The organism is Bradyrhizobium sp. GCM10028915 (genome assembly GCF_042666195.1).
Lineage (GTDB): Bacteria > Pseudomonadota > Alphaproteobacteria > Rhizobiales > Xanthobacteraceae > Bradyrhizobium > Bradyrhizobium canariense_D.
Window position 1 is genome coordinate 300652 of sequence record NZ_JBHTFN010000005.1, and the last position, 6000, is coordinate 306651.

Annotated in this window: 5 protein-coding genes; 4 read left to right on the top strand and 1 reads right to left on the bottom strand. The window is 66.7% G+C overall.

The genetic code is table 11. The features are described 5' to 3' along the window. Nucleotides 1-39 precede the first annotated feature (39 nt). The 4 genes from rlmN to argG all read left to right on the top strand — a co-directional run bounded on the left by rlmN (nt 40) and on the right by argG (nt 4158). Nucleotides 40-1242, top strand: coding sequence for a 23S rRNA (adenine(2503)-C(2))-methyltransferase RlmN (rlmN, locus tag ACFQX9_RS05040; RefSeq protein WP_018459766.1), 1203 nt, complete (start codon nt 40-42; stop codon nt 1240-1242). Between the two features lie 157 nt (nt 1243-1399). After that, entirely contained in the window at nt 1400-1894 is a 495-nt protein-coding gene (locus ACFQX9_RS05045) for a hypothetical protein (RefSeq protein ID WP_018459767.1), read from the top strand. Nucleotides 1895-1950: 56 nt separating this feature from the next. Beyond that, the gene (locus ACFQX9_RS05050) at nt 1951-2727 is read left to right on the top strand and encodes a phosphatase PAP2 family protein (protein WP_377786875.1); all 777 of its coding nucleotides are present in this window, start codon (nt 1951-1953) and stop codon (nt 2725-2727) included. Between the two features lie 93 nt (nt 2728-2820). After that, complete coding sequence (gene argG / locus ACFQX9_RS05055; RefSeq protein ID WP_018459769.1) at nt 2821-4158, top strand: argininosuccinate synthase; 1338 nt, start codon at nt 2821-2823, stop codon at nt 4156-4158. Between the two features lie 77 nt (nt 4159-4235). Here the strand turns inward: argG and ACFQX9_RS05060 are convergent. Then, nucleotides 4236-6000: OmpA family protein (locus tag ACFQX9_RS05060; protein ID WP_377786878.1), on the bottom strand; the 1765-nt coding region annotated here is incomplete at its 5' end.

Consider the following 6000-nt stretch of genomic DNA (forward strand, 5'->3'; position numbering starts at 1 on the left):
GGACCATCCCAGAACGACCACCTTAAATCAGGCCATTCCATGCAACCGACGACCGAGCCGCACAACGCAACACTGGTGGAGAAGACTCCGCTCGAGACCTATGTGCCGCCGGCGAGGCCCTCGCTGATCGGCCTGTCGCGCACCGAGCTTGCCGATCGCCTCGGCGAGATCGGCGTTGCACCGGCGCAGCGCAAGATGCGCGTGCAGCAGCTGTGGCACTGGATGTATTTCCGTGGCGCCCAGAATTTCGAAGAGATGACGTCGGTCTCGAAGGGCATTCGTGCCGAGCTCGCGCAACATTTCACCGTCGACCGGCCCGAAGTCGTGGCCGAGCAGATCTCCAACGACGGCACCCGCAAATGGCTGCTGCGGCTGCCGAGCGGCGACAATGTCGAGCGGGCGCATGAAGTCGAGTGCGTCTACATCCCCGAAACCGATCGCGGCACGTTGTGTGTGTCCTCCCAGGTCGGCTGCACGCTGAACTGCTCGTTCTGCCACACCGGCACGCAGCGCCTGGTGCGCAATCTCACCGCCGGGGAGATCGTCGGACAGGTGATGGTGGCGCGCGATCGTCTGAATGATTGGGCCGATCGCGAAGACGGTACGCGCCGCGTCACCAACATCGTGATGATGGGCATGGGCGAGCCGCTCTACAATTTCGACGCGGTGCGCGACGCGCTGCTGATCGTCGGCGACAACGAAGGCATCGGCATCTCCCGCCGCCGCATCACGCTGTCGACCTCGGGTGTGGTCCCGAATATCGTGCGCGCGGGCGAGGAGATTGGAGTGATGCTCGCGATCTCGCTGCATGCGGTGCGCGACGAGCTGCGTAACGAGCTGGTGCCGCTCAACCGCAAATATCCGATCAAGGAATTGCTGCAGGCCTGCCGCGACTATCCCGGCGCCTCGAACGCGCGCCGCATCACCTTCGAATATGTGATGCTCAAGGGCGTCAACGATTCGCTCGACGATGCCAAGCTGCTGGTGAAGATGCTCAAGGGCATTCACGCCAAGATCAATCTGATCCCGTTCAACCCCTGGCCCGGCACCGCGTATGAGTGCTCGGACTGGGACCAGATCGAAAAATTCTCCGAATACGTCTTCAACGCCGGCTATTCCTCGCCGGTGCGCACTCCGCGCGGCCGCGACATCCTCGCCGCCTGCGGCCAGCTCAAGTCGGAGACGGAAAAGCTCTCGGCCCGTGAACGCCAGACGCTGCGGGCCATGGCGATGACGGATTGATATTGATGATGGCGACGCTCTCAACGCCCGTCATGGCCGGGCTTGACCCGGCCATCCACGTCGAGCCACGAGAGAGCAAGTCGTGGATGCCCGGGTCAAGCCCGGGCATGACGATTGTGGATGTGGCGACGCCGTCAGTCACCAATTCGTTCCCATCATGTCCCTGATCGGCCGCCTCGTCGTCATCTTCATCGGCTTCCTCGCCGCCTGTTTCGTCGGCGGCATGATCGTTGTCGTCGCGCTGTTGTTTCCGGAGTTCGCCGATCTCGGCGCCGGTCCCGTCGATCAGGGCACGATCGATATCCTGCTCGGGTTCGGCTTCATCTTCGTCTCGGGCTTTGCGCTGGTGCCGGCGGCGGTGATCGTGGCGATCACCGAGGCGCTCTACATCCGCAGCGCGCTCGCCTATGCCGTGGGCGGAGGCGTCGTGGGGCTCGCCTGCTATCTCGGCCTGGTCCCGTTTCATTCCGACACGCTGCAATTCGAAGGCATTGTGCGGCGGCATCTGGAGATCATGACCGGCGCGGGCATCGTCGCCGGCGTCGTCTACTGGCTGATCGCCGGCCGCAATGCCGGCGCTTGGCGCAATCCGCCGCCTGCGCGCCAACCGCCTCCGCCGCTGCCGTCGAATTCGCGGCCGGATGCGCGGTGACTTTCTGACTTGTCACGGGGTTTTCATCCCTTTCCCACTGGGCTAAACCGCGCGCCATGAACCGGACTGGACTCTTCATCGCCCTGGCGCTGTGGCTCGTGATCGGCGTCGTTTTCGGCCTCTATCCCGAGCTTGATCTCAAGCTCGCCGCGCTGTTCTTCGACCCTGAGACGAAAACGTTTCCGCTCAAGCTGAACGGTTGGGCCGGCTTCGCGCGCGACGCCGCGATGTGGGTCGCCTGGGCGTTCGTGCTGCCTGCGCTGATCGCGCTCGTGGTCAAGATGGCCCGGCCCGACCGCCCGCTGATGGTATCCGGTCGCGCGATCGTCTTCCTGCTGGTCACGATCATCATGTCGGCCGGCATCCTCACCAATCTCGCCTTCAAGTCCTATTGGGGCCGGCCGCGCCCGGTGGTGGTGACGCAGTTCGCCGGCGACCAGCAATTCGTGCCGTGGTGGGATCCGCGCGGGGGCTGCGCGCGCAACTGCTCGTTCTTCTCGGGCGAGGGCGCGACCGCGTTCTGGACGCTGGCGCCGGCCGCACTGGCACCGCCGGCGTGGCGACCGCTCGCTTATGCCGGAGCCGTGGTGTTCGGCCTCGTGACCAGCGGGCTGCGGATGGCCTTTGGCGGCCATTTCTTCACCGACGTGTCGATCGCCGGCCTCGTCACCTTCGTCGTGATCTGGTTTGCCTACGCGCTGATTTACCGCTGGCCGCGGACCCGGTTTTCCGACGAGGCGGTCGATGCCGCCCTGACTCGGCTGAACATGCCCGCTTACCGGCTCCGCCAGCGCCTGTTCGGACGCAAGACGGGTGCCGAGCCGTCAGTTTGAGCCATTAAAGGGGTGCCGAGCCCCGCGAAATTTGATATTCGCGCGGTCAACCCGTGAAACGACATCAGCCCTTCGAGACCGATTGGAAGCCCCATGACCACGATCCTGAAAAGCCTGCCCAAGGGGGAGAAAGTCGGCATCGCTTTTTCGGGCGGCCTCGATACCAGCGCGGCGCTGCTCTGGATGAAGCAGAAGGGCGCGCGCTGCTACGCCTATACCGCCAATCTCGGCCAGCCGGATGAGGCCGATTACAACGAGATCCCGCGCAAGGCGATGGAGTTCGGCGCGGAGAAAGCGCTGCTGGTCGATTGCCGCACGCAGCTCGTCCACGAAGGCATCGCCGCGATCCAGTCCGGCGCCTTTCATATCTCGACCGGCGGCATCACCTATTTCAACACCACGCCGCTCGGGCGCGCCGTCACCGGCACGATGCTGGTCGCGGCGATGAAGGAGGACGGCGTCAACATCTGGGGCGACGGCTCGACCTTCAAGGGCAACGACATCGAGCGCTTCTATCGCTACGGCCTCCTGACCAATCCGGGCCTGCGCATCTACAAGCCCTGGCTCGACCAGCAGTTCATTGACGAGCTCGGCGGCCGCGCCGAGATGTCGGCGTTCATGACGGCGCAGGGCTTTGCCTACAAGATGAGCGCCGAGAAGGCGTATTCGACCGACAGCAATCTGCTCGGCGCGACGCACGAGGCCAAGGATCTTGAAAGTCTCGACAGCGGCATCAAGATCGTCAACCCGATCATGGGCGTGCCGTTCTGGCGTGACGACTGCAACGTCAAGGCCGAGAAGGTTGTGGTGCGTTTCGAGGAAGGCCAGCCGGTCGCGCTGAACGGCCAGACCTTCTCTGATCCCGTCGCGCTGTTCCTCGAAGCTAACGCCATCGGCGGCCGCCACGGCCTCGGCATGAGCGACCAGATCGAGAACCGCATCATCGAGGCCAAGAGCCGCGGCATCTATGAAGCGCCCGGTATGGCGCTGCTGCACATCGCCTATGAGCGCCTCGTCACCGGCATCCACAACGAAGACACCATCGAGCAGTACCGCATCAGCGGCATGCGCCTCGGACGCCTGCTCTACCAGGGCCGCTGGTTCGATTCGCAGGCCCTGATGTTGCGCGAGACCGCGCAGCGCTGGGTCGCGCGCGCCGTCACCGGCGAGGTCTCGCTCGAGCTGCGCCGTGGCAACGACTACTCGATCCTCAACACCGAAAGCCCGAACCTCACCTATGCGCCGGAGCGGCTCAGCATGGAGAAGGTCGAGGACGCGGCGTTCACGCCGGCCGATCGCATCGGTCAGCTCACCATGCGCAACCTCGACATCAACGATACCCGCGCCAAGCTGAAGCTCTACAGCGACACGGGCCTGCTCTCGGGCAGCGAAGGCTCGCAGATCTTCCGGCTGGAGAGCGACAAGAGCTGACACGCTCCATCCGGGCTACGAAACAAAACAAAAAATGGCCGGGATTGCTCCCGGCCATTTTGCATTTGTGTGTCGCCTCAGCGCGGCGGCGCGGTGCCGGGCGGGGGCGGCGGCAGCGAGGCCTGGCCGCCGTTGAGCAACGGCGTGATGTTGCGGACGGTGACGCGCCGGTTGATCGCGCTCGGTCCTTGCGTCTGCTCCTTCAGGTACTGTTCGCCATAGCCTTGCGACGTCAGGTTTTCAGACGGCACACCGAATTGCTGGGTCAGCAATTCGGCCGCGGACTGCGCACGACGGTCCGACAATGACAAATTGTCGACGTCGTTGCCGACGGCGTCGGTGTGACCTTCGATCAGGAACACCACGCGCGGGTTGGCCTGGATCGCACGGTTGAGACCGTCGGCGATCGACTGCAGCTTCGCCGCCTGGTCCGGTGGGATGGTCCACGATCCGGTCTCGAAGTTGATCGTGTTGAGGTCGATGCTCGGCATTTGCATGCGAACATTCGGGCTGTAGCGGATCTCGTCGAGCGTGTAGCGACGGTTGATCCGCTGCACCGGCGGCGCCACCATCGTCTCGTAGATCACGTCCGGCGAGGCCTCCTGGGCGTCGACGATATAGCGATCGTAGGGCATGTTGACGACGGGCGGCGGCGCGTCGACATAGAAACCGCCGACCGACTGCGGATCGCGGTAGCTGTTGTCGATGATGACGAGCTCGCGCCCGGCCGGGTCCCTGCGGATTCGCCGCAGCAGCCGACCGTCCTGACCTACAACGGTAATGATCTCGCTGCCGTCGGGACGGATCACCACGGTGCGGGTATCGGCGCCGACAGTTTCGGTGCGGATGTCGCGGGCGCCATAGCGGAAGCGATAGAGATCGTTGCCGCGGACGTAGGTCTGCCCACCCGGATCGCGGATGATGATGCGGTCCGGCTCGGTGTAGACGGTGCGGCCGCCTTCGACCGACTCGCGGCGCTGGTTGCGGTAGTCGGCGATGGTCGCGCCGATCACGGCACCGGCGACGACACCTGCACCGATCGCGAGCGGCGTCAGGTCACGCTGCGGCGGACGCGGCGGTGGCGGCAGGGGCGTGGTCGTCGTGGGCGCGGCGCGGAACGCCGGCGCAACCGTGGGCGCCGCGTATTGCGCCCTGTTGGGCGGCGGGGTCGCAGCCGCCGAGCCCGGCACGGTGCTCGGTGCGGCGGCGCCGGCGGGGGGAGCCGGCGGCCGGGGCGGGGCGCCTGCCTGCGGCTGGGTCGGCGGAGCTCCGGCAGCGGGTGCACCAGCAGGAGGCGCACCACCCTGGCGTCCAGGGGGCGGTGTCACGGCGCCACCGGGGGCCGGCGTCGTTGTCGGAGCCGGAGTTGCACCAGGCGCAGGAGGCGAACCTGGACGGCCGGGCGGCGGCGTCGGAGTGCCACCGGGGGTCGGCGTGGCCGTCGGCGCGGGCGTGGCGCCTGGAGCAGGTGACCCTGCAGCCGGGGGCGCACTAGGACGTCCGCCGGGAGGCGGCGTACCGGGGCGGCCAGTCGGCGGCGTGCCCGGCGTGCTGCCTGGAGCCGGCGTCGCGGTCGGCGCAGGAGTCGCCGTCGGTGACGGTGTGGCTGCAGGTGCAGCCGGAGCACCCGGTCGCGCGGTCGGAGCGGCCGGCGCAGGCGACGGTGTTGCCGTGGGCGCCGGCGCTGGGCGTCCCTGCGGAGTTGCTGCCGCAGGCGGCGTCGGTGCGTGCTGCGGAGCCGCGGCGGACGGCGGTGCTGGCGGCGGGGGAGCCGGGCGCGCGGAAGGCGGTGCCGGAGGCGGCGGTGTCGGCGCGTGCTGTTGCGGAGCCGCAGCCGGGGGC